Here is an 18170-nt window from a genome sequence, read left to right as displayed (position 1 = left end):
CGCCACCGGGCAGAGTGGAGCCGTGACCCCTCTGCGCGCACCCCTGGCCCGTTACGCCGAGCGGCTGCACCGCGCCGCCGGCGACACCCACCACGTCGCCTCCCCGCTGGGCGCCTGGCTGCTGCTGGCGCTGACCGGCCCGACCGCCACCGGCGACGCCCGCGCGGCGCTGGCCGAGGCGCTCGGCGCCGACCCGGACGACGCCGCGGCCGAGGCCCGGGCTCTGCTGGCCGCGCCGCACCCGATGGTCGCCGCCGCCACCGCGCTGTGGGAGCGCACCCCGTCTGCGGAGCTGGCCGCCTGGCGGGCCGCCCTGCCGGAGGACACCGAGCGCGGTGCGCTGCCGGACCAGGCGGCGCTCGACGCCTGGGCGCGGGAGCGTACCGGCGGGCTGATCGACCGCTTCCCGGTCGACGTCACCCCGGACACGCTGCTGGTCCTGGCCAACGCGCTCGCGACCCGGGTGTCGTGGGCCGACCCGTTCGACACGGCTCCAGGCGCGGAACTGGGCGCCGGCAGCGCCTGGTCGGGCCGCCTGCGGTGGGTGCTGCGCACGCCGCCGTCCGGGCACCGCTGCTGGGTGGCGGCCACCGGCCGGGCCGGCGACGTGGCGGTGCACGCGGTCCCGGCCGGCGACGGCGGCGCCGGGATGCTGGTGGTGTCGGTGGCCGCCGCGCCCGAGGTGCCGGCCGCCGACGTGCTGGCCGCCGCGCAGGAACTGGCGAGCGCCGCCGCGTTCGCCCCGGACGCCGTACCGGGTCACCGGTCGCTGTTCGACCTGCCGCTGGGCGAGACGCCAGTGTGGGCGCTGCGGGAGGAGCCGACCCGGACGTACGCGGCCGACGGCCGGGAGGAACGCGCCACGGCGGTGCTGCCGTGCTGGTCGGCGCAGAGCCGGCACGACCTCACCGCGCCCGGGTTCGGCTTCGACGCGGCGGCGCGGGCGCTCGGCGAGCTGCTGGGCCTGACCGGGCCGGAGTTCGACGCCGCGCAGTCGGCGGTGGCGCGGTTCGGCCGCTACGGCTTCGAGGCGGCCGCGGTGACCGCGTTCGGCCGGGCGACAGCGCTGCCGCCGGAGGGGGTCGCCCGCGTCGCGGAGCTGCGGTTCGGTCACCCGTACGCGGTGGTCGCGGTGACCACCGACCCGGACGGCGGCCCGTGGCACGCGCTGCCGGTCTACTCCGCCTGGGTGGCCGACCCGGAGGAGCTGCCCGCCGACGAGGCCGGATAGGCGGCGAGCGCGCTCCTGAGCTGGTCCAGCCCCAGCGAGCCGAGTTCCAGCGCCCGGTTGTGGAACGCCCGCCGGTCGCCGGGGAACGCCGCGCGGCCGTCGCGCCACACCCGCTCCCCCACCTTGTAGGTGAGCGCCTGCCCGGGCCGGCCCAGGTAGCGGGCCAGTTCCAGAGGCGCGTACGGGCCCTGGTGGCAGCGGTCGCGCAGCAGGTCCAGCGCGGCGTCCGGCGTCCACGGCGCGCCGCCGCCGGAGGGCATCGGCAGCCGTAGGTGCAGGCCGATGTCGAGCACCACCCGGGCCGCCCGCAGCAGTTGCATGAACAGGTGTCCCAGCCGGGCGCCCGGCTGCTCGTAGAGCCCGAGCTCGTCCATGAACCGCTCGGCGTACAGGGCCCAGCCCTCCTGGGCGCCGGAGAGCCCGCCGAGCAGGTTCAGCCGCTGCCCGGGTCCGCCCCGGCACGCCTCGGAGCCGAGGTGCAGGTGGTGGCCGGGGACGCCCTCGTGGTACGCGGTGCTGTACGCCCACCATGTGGGGAAGTGCTCCCGGCCCTCGGGCAGCAGCCACGAGACCCGGCCCGGCCGCGTCAGGTCCCGTGACGGACCGATGTAGGCGGTGCCGCCCGACACGGTGATGCGTGACTCGATGCGCCGCAGCGGCGCGGGGATGTCGAAGTGGGCGCCGTGCAGCCGCTCGGTGGTGGCCTCCAGCAACTCCTGGAGCCAGGCGCCGAACGCGTCCCGGCCGTGCACGACGCCCGGCGCGCCGGGGCGGTCGAGCCGGTCCCGCACCTCGGGCACGGTGCCGCCCAGGGCCCTCGCCTCGGCGACGAGTTCCGCCTCGATCGTGGTGAACTCGTCCCAGCCCCACTCGTACAGCTCGCGCAGGTCCGGTTCCGCGCCGAGGAAGGCCCGCACCCAGAGCGCGTACCGCGCCGGGCCGAAGGCCTCGTCGTCGTGCGCCAGCGGCGCGAGGTCCGCGGTGAGCGTCGCGGCGAACCTCCGGTAGGCCGCCTGGGCATCGCGCGCCGCCGCCTGCAACGACCGCTGCTGCGGGCCGTCGCCGTACCGGTCCACCAGGGTCGTGTCGTCGTCGATCCAGGCGCGGCAGCGCTGCGTCACCAGCTCCACCTGGCGCCGGGCCGGCAGGTGACCGCGGGCGGCGGCGAGCAGGAGGCTGCGGGCGTACCCGTCGAGTGCCGCCGGGATCGCGGCTTGGCGCGCGCCGACGCGGGCCCAGCCGTCCTCGGAGGCCGCGCCCTCGGCGTCGCGGCCCGGCACCGCCGACTCGACGCACTGTCGGATGAGCTGGAGCGGGCCGGTGGCCGCGGCGTGCAGTTCCCGCAGGTCCTCCCCGGCGTCGTGGAAGGCGATCCGGGCGCGCAGCCGCTCCGCGAGGTGGGCGTGCAGCGGGGTCGCGGGCAGCGCCTCGATCCGGCGCAGGGTGTGCGCGGCGAGGTCGGCGCGGGCCTGGTGACCGTCCGGGCTGTAGTCGGTGAGCCCGTCGACGTCCAGCTCACCGGCCTCGACCACGGCCGCACACGGGTCGAGGCGCCCCATCTCCCGCAGCAGCGCGTCGGTGACGTCCTCGCTCATCGCACCGATGCTAGCCCCGGTGATCAAGGAGTTCGTGCCGGCCGGGAGGCCCGGAACCGACACGAACTCCTTGACCAGCACGGTCAGACCGAGACGAGTTCCTTCTTCTCGGCCTTGGCGGCCAGGCGCTTCTCCCGCTCCTGGGCGCCGATCAGGTCGTCCGGCAGGGAGTCCTCCACCTCGATGTCGAACCGGCGCAGCAGCCGGATCGCGAACCCGCCGAGCGTGATCAGGATCAGCGCCACGCCGAAGCAGATGTACGCGAAGCCGATGCCCCGGCCCGGTCCGGTGCCGATCACCGCGCCCACCGAACCGGCCAGCGCCCCACCGGGTGCGAGCATCGGCTCGAACAGCGCGGTGGCGCCCGGCGCGAGCAGCGCGAACCCGATCGGCAGCGTCGACCAGGAGATGGTCTGGTTGAGGCTGAACACCCGGCCGTGGAAGCGCTGCGGCACCTTCACCTGGACGATCGTCGCGTAGATCGACTGCGCGGTGGTCATCGACATGGCCAGCCAGCAGAAGCCGACACAGATCATCGCCACCGACGCGTCCAGGCCGATCAGCACGCAACCGATCGCGGTGCCCAGGTTGCCGACCAGGACGCCGATCATGCGGCGCTTGCGCGGACCGCCCCACAGCGACATCAGCACGCCGCCGAGCACCGCGCCGACCGCCTCGGCCAGCGCCACCTGCGCCACCTGGGTCGGGCTGCCGAACGACAGCACCAGCGGCGTGATGAGCACCAGCGCGGGCGCCAGGAAGATGTTGCCCAGCGCGAAGTAGCCGAGCATCAGCCGGAACCCGCGGTGCCGCCAGGAGTAGCGCATGCCGTTGGCGATGGCCACCAGCAGCCGTTCCCGGGGCCGCCAGCCCAGCGCGTCCGGGAAGCGGACCACGGCGAGGGTGAGCACCGCGAACACGTAGCTGGCCACGTCGACCAGCAGGATGCCCTTCAGCTCGATGGTGGCGAGCAGGCCGGCCGCGAACGCCGGCATGAGCAGCGTGGCCACACCGGTGGAGAGCTGGGTGATGCCCATGGCGTGCCCGAGGTAGCGCTTGGGCACCAGTTGCGGCACCGCCGACTGGAACGCGATCCGCTGGAACGAACCGGCCACCGAACTGAGCGCCACCAGCATGTAGATGTGCCAGAGCACCAGGTTGTCGGTCCACAACAGGGTGGCCAGCACGAGCTGGACGGAACCGGCGAAGCAGCTCGCCGTCATCATGATCCGCCGCCGGCTGACCCGGTCGACCAGCGCGCCGGCCACCGGCAGCATGAGCACGCCGCAGATCAGCGCGAGCGCCCACAGCAGGCCGAGGTTCGCCACCGAGCCGGTGCGGTTGAACAGCCAGATCGGCAGCGCGAACGCGGTCAGCGCGGAGCCGGTGCTGGAGATGAGCTGACCGGTCGTGATGGCCATGAACCGGCCCATGCTCGGCTTGACCGTGGTGGTGGGCTTGCGGTCCTCGCCCACCCGCAGCGTGTCGGCCACCACCCACCCGGCGTCCTCGCCCCGGGCCTCCGCGGTCAGCGCGCCGACGTCACCGGCGACGACCGCCGGGTGCACCCGGGTGACGATCTCGGCCAGTTCCTCGGCCCGGTACTTGAGGAAGAAGTGCCCGGCCTGGTCGAGCACCACGAGGCCGAGCGTGTCGCTGAGGAACTGCCACTCGGCGTACCGCTCGCGGTAGTAGTCGGTCACCGGGTCCTCGGAGCCGACCACCGAGATGATCGGCGCCCGGAGCTTCGGCGCCTGCTGGTCCAGCAGCCGGGTGAAGTACTCCTCCGAGGCGCGGGAGTCGGCCCGCATGTTGCTGATGATCCGGTCGGCCTGCTCCGGGTCCAGCTCGTCGGTGTCCACACCCATCGACTTGAGCCAGCTCGCGGAGTGCCTGTTGCTGCTGAGCCGTTCGAGGCGGTCGCGCAGCGCCGCGATCACGCCCTTCGGGCGGGCGAACGGGAACATGGCGCCGATGTAGACGGCCTCCAGCTCCCGGCCGGCCGCCTCCACCTTGCGGGCCACGTCGGCGAGGATGGCGCTGCCCACGCCGCAGTGGCCGTACAGCGCGATCGGCCCCTCGACCCGCTCCAGGATCTCGTCGGCGACCCGGCTGGTCAGCTCGTCGAACGGCAGCGCGTCCTCGCTGAGACCCACGTCGTGGCCGGGGATCGCCAGCGACCACAGCCCGTACCCGGCCGGCAACGCGTCGGCCAGCGGCTGGTAGACGATGGCGCTGCCGCCGCCGTACGGGACGCAGACGTACGTCAGCACCCGCTTGCCCGCCGGGATCGGCTTGGTCAGCTCGTAGAGCAGCCGGCGCGGCCCCTCCTGCGCGGCGTCGCCGGAGATGAACGCGGCGAGGTCGCGGATGGTGCGCTGCTGGAACAGGTCCATCACGCCGACCGCCCGGCCGCCCAGCTCCGCCTTGCGGATCTTGGCGACGACCTGGGTGGCGAGCATCGAGTGCCCGCCCAGGTCGAAGAAGTCGTCGTCGATGCCGAGCGTGTCCACGCCCAGCACCTCGGACCAGATCGCGGCGAGCGCCCGCTCGGTGTCGTCGCGCGGCTCGACCAGCGCCACCGACGCCTCGCGGGTGACCACCGGCGCGGGCAGCGCCTTGCGGTCCAGCTTGCCGTTCGGGGTCAGCGGCAGCGCGTCGAGCGTGACGAACGCGGCCGGCACCATGTATTCGGGCAGCGTGTCCTTCAGCGCCGCCTTCAGCGCGGCGTGCTCCGCGGCACCGACCAGGTACGCGGTGAGCCGCTTGTCGCCCGGGCTGTCCTCGCGGACGATCACCGTGGCCTCGGTGACGCCCGGCTGCTCGCGCAGCGCGCTCTCGATCTCGCCCAGCTCGATGCGCAGGCCGCGCAGCTTGACCTGGTGGTCGATCCGGCCCAGGAACTCGATCACCCCGGCGCCGTCCGGGCCGACGACCCAGCGGGCCAGGTCGCCGGTGCGGTAGAGGCGGGCGCCCGGCTCTTCCGAGTACGGGTCGGGGACGAACTTCTCCGCCGTCAGCGCCGGCCGGCGGTGGTAGCCGCGGGCCAGCCCGACGCCGCCGATGTGCAGCTCACCGGCCACCCCGACCGGGCACTGCGCGCCGGACGGATCGAGCACGTGCAGCCGCAGGTTGGCGATCGGCGCGCCGATCGGCACGCTCGTCACCTGCGCCAGCCGGTCCGGCTCGCACGCCCAGGCGGTCACGTCGATGGCCGCCTCGGTCGGGCCGTACAGGTTGTGCAGGCCGCACCAGGGCAGCCGGGCGGTGAAGTCGGCCGCCGACGCCAGCGGCAGCTCCTCGCCGGAGCAGATCACCCGGCGCAGCGCGGTGGCCGCCTCCACACCGTCCTCGGCGAGGAAGACGGTGAGCATCGACGGGACGAAGTGGGCGGTGGTGATCCGCTCGGACACCAGCAGGTCGCGCAAATAGCCGGCGTCCTTGTGGCCGCCGGGCTTCGCCAGCACCAGGCGGGCACCGGTACGCAGCGGCCAGAAGAACTCCCACACCGACACGTCGAAGCTCGCCGGCGTCTTCTGGAGCACCGCGTCGTCGGCGCCGAGGCCGTACGTCTTCTGCATCCAGTCGAGCCGGTTGACGATGCCCCGGTGGGTGTTCGGCACGCCCTTGGGGCGGCCGGTGGAGCCGGAGGTGTAGATGACGTACGCCAGGTGCTCCGGCCCGGCCGTCGGCCCGAGGTCGGTCCCGGGCTGGTCGGCCCAGACTGCGGCGTCGTCCAGTTCGAGCACCGTGGCGCCGGTGTCGGGCAGCACGTCGCGCAGGTGCGACTGGACCAGCACCACCGGCGCGTCCGCGTCGCCGACCATGAACGCGAGCCGGTCGGCCGGGTACTCCGGGTCCAGCGGCAGGTACGCGCCACCGGCCTTGAGCACGCCGAGCAGCCCGGCGACCAGTTCCACCGAGCGTTCCGCGCACACCCCGACGAGCGTCTCCGGGCCGACGCCGGCCGCGCGCAGCCGGTGCGCGACGCGGTTGGCCTGCGCGTTCAGCTCGGCGTACGTGCGGCTGTGCCCGTCGATGGTGACCGCCACCGCGTCCGGGGTGGCCGCGGCGCGCTCCTCGATCGGGCCGTGCAGCGTCTGCTCGCGCGGGAAGTCCGCAGTGGTGTCGTTCCAGGCGGCGAGCAGGTCCCGCTCGGCGGCGGGCAGCAGCGGCAGCCGGGACACCGGGGTGTCCGGCGCGGCGACGACCGCGTCCAGCAACGCGGTCCACCGCTGCGCCATCCGCTCCACGGTCACCCGGTCGAACAGGTCGGTGTTGAAGACCAGCTTGCCCCAGAGCCCGTCGACGGTCTCCACCGCGTGCAGCTCGAAGTCGAACCGGGTGGCCTGCAACTCCATCGGGGTCCAGGAGAACGTGACCTCGTCGGTGCGGGACACGCCGGTGAACCGGCCCATCTCGTAGTTCTGCAGCACGAACATGGCCTGGAACACCGGGGAGCGGCTGACGTCGCGCGGCAGGCCCAGCTCGTGGACCACCTTGGCGAACGGCACCTCGGCGTGCTCGAACCCGTCCAGCACGGTGCGGCGGGTGCGTTCCAGCAGCTCGGTGAACGTCGGATCGTCGCCCAGGTCGGCGCGCAGCGGCAGCATGTTGATGAACATGCCGACGAGGTTCTCCAGCTCCGGTGCGGACCGGCCGGCCACCGACGCGCCGATCGCGAAGTCGTCCTGACCGGCGTGCCGGGCCAGCAGCACCTGGTACGCGGCGAGCAGCGTCATGAACAGCGTGCCGCCGCTGTCGCGGGTGAGCGTGTTGAGCGCCTCGGTGGCGGCCGGGTCGAGCTGGAACTCGACGAAGTCGCCCCGGTACGTCTGGGTGGCCGGGCGCGGTCGGTCCAGCGGCAGTTCCAGCGGCGTGATGCCGGCCAGCCGCTGCTTCCAGTAGTCGACGTGCGCCCGCGCCTGCGGACCGTCCAGCTCCTGGGCCTCCCAGACGGCGAAGTCGCCGTACTGGATCGGCAGCGCGGGCGGCTCGCCGCCCCGGTAGAGCGTGATCAGGTCGCGCAGCAGCACGTCCACCGACCAGCCGTCGCCGACGATGTGGTGCTGGGCGAGGAACAGCACGTGGTCCTCGGCGGTCAGCCGGATCAGCAGGGCCCGCAGCAGCGGACCGTTCGCCAGGTCGAACGGCTCGGCCGCCGCCGCGTCCACGAGCGCCTGCGCGGCGGCCTCGTCGGGCGCGTCCACCACCGTCAGCGGCACGTCGGCGGTGTCCGCGACGACCACTGTGGGACGGCCGTCGGCGTCGGCCGGGAAGCGGGTGCGCTGCGACTCGTGCCGCTCGGCCAGCCCGGTCAGGGCGGCACGCAGCGCGTCCACGTCCAGTGGTCCGCGCACCCGCAGCGGCGCCGCGATGTGGTACGCCGCCTCGCCCGGAGCGAGCTGGTCCATGAACCAGACCCGCTCCTGGGCGTAGGACAGCGGCACCTCCGCGCCGGACGGGCGGGGGGTGATCCGGGCCGCGGGAGCGGTCTGGCGGGCGCGTAGCCGTCGGGCGATCAGCGCCTGCCGGGCCGCCTCGCGGGCCGGATCCTTCAGGTCGGTCATCAGTTGGTTCCCTCTTCCGCCGCGAGCAGCGCGGCGACCTCGGTGTCGGAGAGCCCGTCGAGCTCGGCGGCGATCCGCTGTTCGATCTGGGCGGCCAGGTCCGCCACCACGGGGCTGCTGAACAGCGCCCGCATGGGCAGGTCGACGTCCACCTCGGCGCGGATCCGGGCCATCGCCCGCATGCCGCGCAGCGAGTTGCCGCCGAGGGCGAAGAAGTCGTCCAGGGCGCCGACCTTCTCCACCTGGAGGATCTCGGCGTACACCTCGGCGACCAGGCCCTCGGCCTCGGTGCGGGGCGCGACGTAGCTGTCCTGGGCCTGCTCGGCCGCCGCCGGGGCGGGCAGCGCGGCACGGTCCAGCTTGCCGTTCGGCGTCAGCGGCAGCGCGTCCAGCCGGACCAGGGCGGCCGGCACCAGGTGCGCGGGCAGCTCGCGGGCCAGTTCGGCGCGGACCGAGTCCTCGTGGGCCGGGCCCACCAGGTAGCCGACGAGCGCCGGCTCGCCGCCGTCGGTGCGTACCGCCGCGGCGGCGGCGCGCACGTCCGGGTGGGCCAGCAGCGCCGCCTCGACCTCGCCCAGCTCGATGCGCATGCCGCGCACCTTGACCTGGTCGTCGCGGCGGCCCAGGTAGTCCAGCGTGCCGTCGGCGCGCCAGCGGGCCAGGTCGCCGGTGGCGTACATCCGGGCGCCGGGCGGGCCGTACGGGCAGGGCAGGAACCGCTCCGCGGTCAGGCCGGGCCGGTCGTGGTAGCCGCGGGCGAGCTGGGTGCCGGTGACGTACAGCTCCCCCACCACGCCCGGGGGCACCGGCCGCAGGGCGGCGTCGAGCAGCAGCGCCCGGGTGTTCCAGGTGGGCGTGCCGATCGGCACCGGACCGGCCGGGACCGGTTCGCCGGGGGCGATCCGGGCCGCGACGCAACCCACAGTGGCCTCCGTCGGGCCGTACTCGTTGATCACCGCCACGTCGGGGTGCGCGGCCCGCCAGGCGACGAGCTGCTCCCCGGTCAGCGCCTCGCCGCCGATCACCAGGTCGGCCGTCGGCGACAGCTCGCCGTCGAGCAGCGGCAGGTGGCTCGGCGTGACCTTGAGGAAGGCCGGCCGGCCACCGGCGCGGGCGGCGGGCTCGTCGATCGCGGCGAGCCGGACCGTGCCGCCGGCCGTCAGCGTGCCGAGCAGGCCGGTGACGGTGAGGTCGAACGACACCGGCGAGTGCAGCAGCGCCACCCCGGAAAGCCCCGGGTAGGTGGCGCGGGCCCACGCCAGGTACGCGGTCACCGCCCGGTGCTCGACCACCACGCCCTTCGGGCGGCCGGTGGAGCCGGAGGTGTAGAGCACGTACGCCGGGTGCTCCGGGCGCAGCGGCGCGACCCGGTCGGCGTCGGTGAGGTCGTCGCCGGCCTGGTCCGACCCGACCTCGCCGTCGAGCACCAGCGCGTCGCCGGGCACCAGGGCGGCGGTGTCCGGCGTGGTCACCACCAGCGCCGGTGCGGCGTCGGCCAGGAGGTACGCGATCCGGCCGGCCGGGTACGCGGTGTCCACCGGCACGTACGCGGCGCCCGCCTTCAGCACCGCGAGCATCGCCACGACGAGGTCGCAGGAGCGGGGCAGCACCAGCGCGACCCTGGTCTCCGGGCCGGCGCCGCGCGCCACGAGCAGCCGGGCCAGCCGGTTCGCGGCGGTGTTCAGCTCGCCGTAGCCGAGCGTCACGCCGTCGCAGACCAGCGCCGCCGCGTCCGGGGTGGCGGCGGCCTGCCGCTGCACCTCGTCGACCACTGTGCTCACCGGCACGTCGTGGGCGGTGTCGTTCCAGGCGTCGAGCACCTGTTCCCGCTCGGCGTCGGTGAGCAGCGGCAGCGCGCCGACCGTACGCTCCGGCTCGGCGACGGCGGCGGCGAGCAGCCGTACGTAGCGGCTGACCACCGTCTCGGCCGTGGCCCGGTCGAACAGGTCGGTGCGGTAGACCAGGCGGCAGTCGCCGGTGGTGATGTCGAAGGCCAGATCGTCCTTCGTGGTGCCCAGCTCCACCGGGTCGAGGCCGGAGTCCGGGATCCAGTTCAGCGCGGTCTGGAAGATCGGCTGCACCGACGGGTCACGCTGCGGGTCGACCGCCTCGACGATCTTCTGGAACGGCGTCTGCCCGTGCTCCATGGCGTCGATCAGACCGTTGCGGACGCGGCCGAGCAGCGCCGCGAACGTCGGGTCGCCGGAGACGTCGCAGCGCAGCGCCACCGGGTTGACGAACATGCCGATCAGCGGCGTCAGCTCCGGGTTGTCCCGGCCCGCGGTGGAGACGCCGACCACCACGTCGGCGTCGCCGGAGATCCGCGACAGCAGCGCCGCGAAACCGGCCAGCAGCACCATGTACGGGGTGGCCTGCGCGCCGGTGGCCAGCGCGCCGACGCGGTCCAGCAGCCCGTCGGGCAGCGTGAAGCGCACCTCGTCACCGGCGAACCCGAGCTGGGCCGGGCGGGGCCGGTCCAGCGGCAGGCCGGTGACCGGCGGCGCGCCGGCCAGGTGACCGGTCCAGAACGCGAGCTGACGGTCCAGTTCCTCGCCGGTGAGCTGCTGGCGCTGCCAGACCGCGAAGTCGGCGTACTGGATGGGCAGCTCGGGCACGGCGGGCTCGGCGCCGGTGCGCGCGGCCTCGCAGAACGCGAGCAGCTCGGCGTGGAACAGCACCGCCGAGTGGCTGTCGAAGACGGCGTGGTGCACCACGAACGCCAGCGCGAGCCCTTCGGTCATGCGGATCAGCCGGGCCCGCCACAGCGGCGCCGCGTCCAGCGGGATCGGCAGGCGCGCCATCTCGCCGCGGATGCGCTCGAACTCGGCCCGCTGCTCACCGGCGGGCAGGTGGGTGACGTCGGTGACGGGCAGCGGCGCCGGCTCGTGGGCGCGTACGACCTGCACCAGCGCGCCGTCGTCGGTCCGCAGGTGGGTACGCAGCGCCTCGTGCCGGGCGATCACCCGGTTGACCACGTCACCGGCCGTGCCGGCGTCCACGCCGGCCGGGAACAGCCACGGGAAGGACACGTTGAACACCGGCGAGCCGGCGTCGAGCTGGTTGGCCATCCACACCCGCTCCTGGGCGTAGGAGGCCGGGAACGTCCACTCCTGGCTCGTGCTCATGAGAGTGCCTCGCGCACGGAGCGGGGACGCATGTCGGTCCAGACCTCGTCCACGTGGGCCAGGCACTGCTCGCGGCTGCCGGCGAAGCCGGTGTCGTGCCAGCCGGCGGGCAGGTCCCGGTCGGCCGACCAGATCGAGTACTGCTCCTCGTCGTTGCGGACGACCAGGAATCGGGGTTCGGCCATGTCAGTTCGCTCCTGCGTTCTCGGGGGTGTGCGGCTCGGCCATCGCGACGGCGATCTTGCGGGGACCGGTGAACGGTTCCCGGCCGTGCGCGGCGGTCATGTTGTCCACCACCAGCACGTCGTCGCGCTGGTAGTCGAAGCGGACGGTGGCCGCCCGGTAGGCGGCGCGCAGGTGGTCCATGACGTCGGCGGGGATCTCGGCGCCGTCGCCGTAGTAGGTGTTCGAGGGCAGCCCGTCGGCGCCGAACATGGCCAGCAGCCCTTCCTGGTAGTCCTTCGGCAGGGTGCTGAGGTGGAAGAACGTGGCGTGGTTGAACCAGCGCGGGGTGTCCGACCCGGGCCGGTGGTGCACCACGTCGCGGACCGCGCGGGTACGCAGGCCGTCCTTGCCGACCCACTCCACGGTGATCCCGTTGTCCGCCGCGTACGCCTCGACCTCGGCGCGGCTCTCGGTGTTGAACACCTCCTGCCAGCGGGTGCCGAAGTCGCCGTGGAAGTTGCGCACGAGCATCCACCGGCGGCTGATGAACTCCTCCCGGACCGCCGGGTCGATCAGCTCGTAGACCCGGCGCACGTCGGCCAGCGGCGTGGCGCCCAGGCTGTCCGGCGGCGTGACGCAGTAGAAGAACAGCGTCAGCGGCCAGCGCGCCTGGTACGAGTTCTCGTTGTGCAGGAAGATCTCCTCGTCCGGCGGGTAGTCGGTCGAGGTGTAGACCCGGCCCTTGATGGAGTGCCGGGGCGAGGAGCGCTCGGTGTAGGTCAGCGGCTCGCCGGCGAGCGCGCGGACGGCCTGGTCGAAGCCGTCCACGCCGCCCACGTCGAAGCCGCGGAACAGCAGCCCCCCGCTGGCGACGAGGGTGTCCCGCAGCTCGGCTCGCCGGGCCGTGATCAGGTCGGTCAGCGCCCGGCCGTCGCTCTCGACGACCACCGGCAGCGTCGCGGTTGTCTCGCTCATGGTGCGGTGTCTCCTTGTGTGCGTCGGGATGTCAGCCGCGGGGCAGCCGCGGGATGGCCGGGATCGCCGCCGGGGCGGCCGGTGCGTCGGCGGGCGCCTCGGCGCGCAGCTCCTCGATCCGGGCGGCCAGTCCGGCCACCGTGGGGGTCTCGAAGAGGCTGCGCATCGGCAGCCGTACGCCGGTCGCCTTGCGCATGGCGGCGATGAGCTGCACGGCGACCAGCGAGTTGCCGCCGAGGGCGAAGAAGTCGTCGTCCACGCCGACGTCGGTGACGCCGAGGCCGTCGCGCCACACCTGGGCGATCGTCTTCTCCAGTTCGGTGCCGGGCGCCGCCGAACCGCCGCCGGTGGCGGCCGTCGTACCGGCCGGCGCGTCGGTCTCCTCGGCGAGGCTGTCGGTGGTGACCCGGGCGGCCCGGCGCCGGATGTCGGCGACGGTGCGGGTGGCGATCACCACCTGGGCGCCGAGACCGGCGGCCAGGCTGCGGCGGAACGCCTCCGCGCCGTCGACCGGGCGGATGTCCTCGGTGACCGGCGCCGGGGCGTCACCGGTCGCCGCCGGGGACTCGGCGAGGTTGCCGGCGACCGCGTCCTGGTCGACCCGGCGCAGCACGAAGTCGCTGATCGCGACCAGTTCCCGGCCGTCCGGGTCGCGCAGCGACAGGTCGGCGGCGACCACCTCGTCGGTGGCGGCGGGCCGGTGCCGCAGGTGACTGTGGAACGTCGCCGGGAGCGCGCCGCGCACCACGATCCGGCCGTACGACAGCGGCAGGTAGGTGCCGGAGCCCTGCCCGCGTCCGAACGCGGTCGCCACGTCCAGCAGCGCCGGGTGCATGCCCCAGGACGGCAGGTCACCGAGCGCGACGGCGGGTGCCTGCACCCGGGCCAGTTCCTCGCCGTCGGCGAGGTGGTGCTCGGCCAGCGCCGCCCAGCGCGGCCCGAACGTGAGCATGCTGGTGCGTCCCCGGCCGAACGAGGCGTCGTCGTCGACCCGCCGCCCGGCCACCACTGGGACGGCGGCCGGCGGGGCCGCGTCGGTGGTCCACCCGGCGGTGCCGCGTACATGGGTGCGCGCCTGGCCGGCGGCGAGGCTGGCGACGGTGAAGTCGGTGCCGTCCTCGGCCGGGGTCAGCTCGACCCGGTACTGGGCCACGGTGCCGTCCGGCACCGAGAACGGCTCCAGGAACACCACGTCACGCAGCTCCACCGCGGCGTCCGGCCCCGGCGCGGGCAGCGCGGCCACCACCGCGGCGCGCACCGACTCCAGGTGGGCGGTGCCCGGCACCACCGGCACCCCGCCGATCCGGTGCTCGTCGAGCAGCCAGTGCGTGTCCGCCGAGACGAGGCCGTGCAGCACCGTGCCGTCCGGGCCGGCGACCATCGTGGCGAGCACCGGGTGGTCGACCGCGGTGGTCACGGTGTCCCGCCCGGCGGCCCGGAACGCGGCCGGCGCGGCGGTCTCCACCGCCATGCCGACCTCGGCCCAGCCGCCCCAGTTCTGCGACACCACCGGCGCGCGGAACCCGGTGCCGGAGCGCGCGAACGCGTCCAGGAAGTTGTTCGCGGCGCAGTAGTCGACCTGGCCGAACCCGCCGATCACCGCGGTGATCGAGGAGCAGAGCACGACGAAGTCCAGCGGCAGGTCACCGAAGACCCGGGCCAGCGCCAGGGTGCCGGCCAGCTTCGGGGCCAGCACGCGCCGCGCCTCGTCGCGCTCCTTCACCTCGGCCATGCCGCCGCCGGGCAGACCGGCGGCGTGCACGATGCCGTCCAGCCCGCCGAACCGGCGCTCCGCCTCGTCGCGGACCCGGCGCAGGTCGTCCGCGTCGGTGACGTCGGCGGCCAGCACCAGCACCTCGGCGCCCGCGGCCTCCATCCGGCGGATCGCCGCGATGGCGCGTCCGGCCCGGTCGGCGCCGCCGTGCACCGCCAGGTGGGCGTCCCAGTCGTCGCGCTCGGGCAGCCCGGAACGGGCCAGCAGCACCAGCTTGGCGCGGGCCCGGCGGGCGAAGTCCTCGGCCAGGGTGACGCCGATGCCGCCGAGACCGCCGGTGATCAGGTAGCGGCCCTCCTCGCGCAGCACACCCGGCTCGTCCTCGGCGGCCACTGTGACCTGCTCGTAGCCGGCCAGCCAGCGGCGGTCGCCGCGCAGCGCCACCTCCGGGTGCTCCCCGTCGACCGGGCTGCGCAGCTCGGCCACCAGGGCGGCCACCCCGCGCGCGGCCGGGTCGGTGTCGAGCAGCCGCACGGTCAGGCCGGGCAGCTCGGCCGGGAGCACCCGGGCCAGGCCGGCCAGCGTGGCGTGCTCCGGGCGGACCAGGTCGTCGCCGCGTACGTCACCGATGCCGGCGGTGACCAGGTCCAGGCGTACGCCCGCCTCGTCGGCCGTCACACCGGCGCCGGCCAGGGCCTGCACCAGGTGCAGCGCGCCGAAGAAGCCGCGCTCCTGCGCCGCCCAGGCGGCCGCCGGGTCGGTCCCGGCCGGGTCGCCGTCGAGCGCGAACGCGTGCACGATCCGCCGGGGCAGGTCGGTGCCGAGCGCCGCGACCAGTTCCTCGGCGTCGGCGCGTACGCCGGGACGCAGCCGGAAGCCGTTCGCGGTGGCGGTGAACGCCTCGCCGGCGCGTACCTCGACCGGGTCGTCACCGGCGGCGCGCAACGCGGCCACGAGCGCCTCGCCGCGCGGGCCGTCGGCCAGCACCAGGCAGCGGCCCAGCGGCTCGGCCGTGCGGACCGGCGGGGCCTGCCGCCACGCCGGCACCGCGAACCACTCCGGCAGCGGGCGGGGGCCGGTCTCGGCGGGCGCCGCGGCGACCTCCTGCTCCGGGTCCGGGTCGATCCAGTAGCGGCGCCGCTCGAACGGGTACGTGGGCAGCGGCACCCGCCGCGCGTGCGGGTCGGCCGGGAGGCTCACCGGCACCCCGGCGCACCAGAGCGCGCCGGCCGTGCCGAGCAGCGCGGCCACGTCGCCGGTCTGCTCGCCGGGGCCGGGCAGGCTGCCCAGCGGGGTCAGCGCCCGCTGCGCCTCGCCGGCCTTGGCGACCTGCATCCGGGCCAGGTTGGCCAGCTGCCGGCCGGGGCCGCACTCGACGAGCGCCCAGGTGCCCTCGGCGAGCAGCGTGGCCACGCACGCGCCGAAGCGGACCGGGCGGCGCAGGTGCGCGGCCCAGTACGCCGGGTCGGTGGCCTGCGCCTCGGTGATCCAGGTGCCGGTCACGTTCGACACGAACGGCACCGCCGGGGCGCGCAGCGGCACCGTCGCCATCAGCGCGGTGAACTCGTCGAGGATCGGGTCCATCATCGGCGAGTGGAACGCGTGCGAGGTGCGCAGCACCTTCGACTTGTTCTTGCCGCCGAGGCTCGCCGCGAACTCCTCCACCAGCGCGGTCTCACCGGCGACCACACACGTGCCGGGACCGTTGACGGTGGCCACCGACAGGCCCTCGGGCAGCCGGCCGGCCACCTCCGACTCGTCCAGCGTGACCGCGAGCATCGAACCGGCCGGCAGCGAGTGCATGAGCCGGCCCCGGGCGGCCACCACGCGCAGCGCGTCGGCGAGGTCGAGCACCCCGGCCACCGTCGCGGCCACGTACTCGCCGATGGAGTGGCCGATCATCGCGGCCGGGGTCACCCCGGCGGCCCGCCAGGCGGCGGCGAGCGCGTACTCGACTGTGAACAGGGCGGGCTGGGTCCAGCGGGTCTGCGTGAGCTTGTCCGCCGCCTCCGGGTCGCGGTCCAGGATCAGGTCGCGGATGTCCAGGCCCAGTTCGGGGCGGAGCAGCTCGGCGCACTCGTCGACGGCGGCGGCGTACGCGCTGTCCTGCGCATACAGCTCGGCGCCCATCCCGGCGTACTGCGCGCCCTGGCCGCTGAACAGGAACGCCACCCGGGGGGCCGGCCCCTCGGCGGCCCCCCGGTGACCCTTGCGCCGCTCGCGCAGCGCGGCGGCGGCGGACGCCGGGTCGCCCGCGACCACGGCGGCGCGGTGGGCGTACACCTGGCGGCCGACGCGCAGCGTGTGCGCCACGTCGGCCAGCGCGACGTCGCTGCCGCTCTCCAGGTGGTCGGCGAGCCGCCGCACGGCGGTGTCCAGCGCGGTCGGGGTCTTCGCCGACACCTGGAGCAGGTGCGCCGGGCGGGCGGAGGGCTCGGCCCGGCCCGCGGCCGGGGCCTCCTCCAGCACCACGTGCGCGTTGGTGCCGCCGATGCCGAAGGAGCTGACGCCGGCCCGGCGCGGACCGCCGTCGGTGTCCCACTTGGTCAGCGTGTTCGCCACGTAGAACGGGGTGTCGGCGAAGTCGATGGCCGGGTTCGGCGTCTCGTAGTTGATGGTCGGCGGGATCAGCCCGTGCTCCATCGCCAGCACCGTCTTGATCACGCTGACGATGCCGGAGGGCTGGCTGAGGTGGCCGATGTTCGACTTCACCGAGCCGATGCCGCACCAGCCGCGCTCGTCGGTGTCCTTGGTGTAGACGGCGGACAGCGCGGCGACCTCGATCGGGTCGCCGAGCGCGGTACCGGTGCCGTGCGCCTCGACGTAGCTGATGCTGCGCGGGTCGACGCCGGCCAGCTCGACGGCCTGGGCGACGGCCTCCATCTGCCCGTCGATGCTGGGGGCGGTGAAGCCGACCTTCCCGGCGCCGTCGTTGTTGATCGCGTTGCCGAGCACGACCGCGCGGATGGTGTCGCCGTCGGCGATCGCGTCGGAGAGCCGCTTGAGCAGCGTCACGCCCACGCCGCTGCCCCACACCGTGCCGTTCGCTCCGGCGTCGAACGGCCGGCACCGCCCGTCCGGCGAGGTGAAGCCGTCCATGCCGAGGTAGCCGACGTGCGGCAGCTCGATGTTGACGCCGCCGGCCAGGGCCATGTCGCACTCGCCGTTGCGCAGCGCCTCGCAGGCCAGGTGGAACGCCACCAGGGAGGTGGAGCAGGCGGTGTGCACGGTCATGCTGGGCCCGCGCAGATCCAGCCGGTACGACACGTTGGTGGCCACGTAGTTCGGCGAGTTGCCGGTGGCCAGCGAGACCGCGCCGTGCGGGTTCCCGCCGACCCGCTTGTTGCGCAGCACGTTGCGGTGCATGTACGTGTTGCCGCCGGTGCCGGCGTACACGCCCACCGCGCCGTCGTAGCGGCCCGGGTCGTAGCCGGCGTCCTGCAACGCGGTGTAGCAGGTCTCCAGGAACAGCCGGTGCTGCGGGTCGGTGATCTCGGCCTCGCGGGCGGTCATCCCGAACAGGCCGGCGTCGAACTCGTCGTAGCCGTCCACGAGCGGGGCACGGTTGACCCAGCCCGGGTCGTCGACCTCCTGCGGCTGGGCGCCGCGGGCGAGCTGCTCCTCGCGGGTCAGCTCGGTCGTCGACTCCACGCCGTCGACCAGGTTGCGCCAGAACTCGTCGACGTCGGCCGCGCCGGGCAGGCGGGCGGCGAGCCCGACGATGGCGATGGGCTCGACGCCGTCGTCGGCCGGAATGTCGTTCTGCATGGGGGTTCCTTCATTCACAAGGGATCG

Annotated in this window: 7 protein-coding genes; 1 reads left to right on the top strand and 6 read right to left on the bottom strand. The window is 74.7% G+C overall.

Translation table 11 applies throughout. The features are described from left to right. Positions 1-22: 22 nt before the first annotated feature. Positions 23-1231 (top strand): hypothetical protein, encoded by a 1209-nt coding sequence (locus ACN27D_RS30055; protein ID WP_421500620.1) that lies wholly within the window; start codon positions 23-25, stop codon positions 1229-1231. Here ACN27D_RS30055 and ACN27D_RS30050 read toward each other — a convergent pair. From ACN27D_RS30050 to ACN27D_RS30025, 6 genes are all read right to left on the bottom strand, one after another. Next, positions 1177-2826 (bottom strand): DUF885 domain-containing protein, encoded by a 1650-nt coding sequence (locus ACN27D_RS30050; RefSeq protein ID WP_421500619.1) that lies wholly within the window; start codon positions 2824-2826, stop codon positions 1177-1179. The two genes, ACN27D_RS30055 and ACN27D_RS30050, sit on opposite strands and share 55 nt — an antisense overlap. Before the next feature lie 83 nt (positions 2827-2909). Next, complete coding sequence (locus tag ACN27D_RS30045) at positions 2910-8396, bottom strand: amino acid adenylation domain-containing protein (RefSeq protein WP_421500618.1); 5487 nt, start codon at positions 8394-8396, stop codon at positions 2910-2912. Continuing rightward, complete coding sequence (locus ACN27D_RS30040; RefSeq protein ID WP_421500617.1) at positions 8396-11521, bottom strand: non-ribosomal peptide synthetase; 3126 nt, start codon at positions 11519-11521, stop codon at positions 8396-8398. Before ACN27D_RS30040 ends, ACN27D_RS30045 begins: the two co-directional genes overlap by 1 nt. After that, entirely contained in the window at positions 11518-11706 is a 189-nt protein-coding gene (locus tag ACN27D_RS30035; RefSeq protein WP_120570202.1) for an MbtH family protein, read from the bottom strand. Before ACN27D_RS30035 ends, ACN27D_RS30040 begins: the two co-directional genes overlap by 4 nt. Position 11707: 1 nt before the next feature. After that, positions 11708-12661, bottom strand: coding sequence for a TauD/TfdA family dioxygenase (locus ACN27D_RS30030; RefSeq protein ID WP_120570203.1), 954 nt, complete (start codon positions 12659-12661; stop codon positions 11708-11710). A gap of 31 nt (positions 12662-12692) precedes the next feature. Beyond that, positions 12693-18143, bottom strand: coding sequence for an SDR family NAD(P)-dependent oxidoreductase (locus ACN27D_RS30025; protein ID WP_421500616.1), 5451 nt, complete (start codon positions 18141-18143; stop codon positions 12693-12695). Positions 18144-18170: the final 27 nt, after the last annotated feature.

The sequence above is a fragment of the Micromonospora sp. WMMD1274 genome (genome assembly GCF_049179035.1).
Taxonomy (GTDB): Bacteria; Actinomycetota; Actinomycetes; order Mycobacteriales; family Micromonosporaceae; genus Micromonospora; species Micromonospora tulbaghiae.
This window is presented reverse-complemented; position numbering and strand designations above follow the sequence as displayed.